Below are 393 nucleotides of genomic sequence, written 5' to 3'. Positions count from 1 at the left end.
ATGGCTGAGAATTTTAGACAAAAACTCTTGTGTACGCGGTGTTCTGGCTTGAGGGGCAGAGAAGAACTCTTCGGATGAACAATCTTCGAGAATTTTTCCTTGATCCATGAAAATAATACGCTCTGATACTTTTTGAGCAAAACCCATTTCGTGTGTTACACAAATCATCGTCATACCTTCTTCAGCTAAACTGATCATAACATCTAGTACTTCACCTACCATTTCAGGATCTAGAGCAGATGTGGGTTCATCAAAAAGCATCACGAGTGGATCCATAGTTAATGCACGTGCAATAGCAACACGTTGTTGTTGACCTCCGGAAAGTTGACCAGGGTATTTATTTTTATGTTCAATCAGTCCAACGCGTTCAAGATATAACAAGCCACGTTCAAG

General features: G+C 40.5%; 1 protein-coding gene. It reads right to left on the bottom strand.

From position 1 onward, the window contains the following. Positions 1–393, bottom strand: a 393-nt coding sequence (locus tag J7R10_RS09390) for an amino acid ABC transporter ATP-binding protein (protein ID WP_208436536.1), incomplete at both ends; no start/stop codon positions are given.

This window comes from Bartonella vinsonii subsp. berkhoffii ATCC 51672 (genome assembly GCF_902825225.1).
Taxonomy (GTDB): domain Bacteria; phylum Pseudomonadota; class Alphaproteobacteria; order Rhizobiales; family Rhizobiaceae; genus Bartonella; species Bartonella berkhoffii.
Note: the sequence above shows the minus strand (reverse complement) of the source record. Positions and strands in the feature narration are given on the sequence as shown.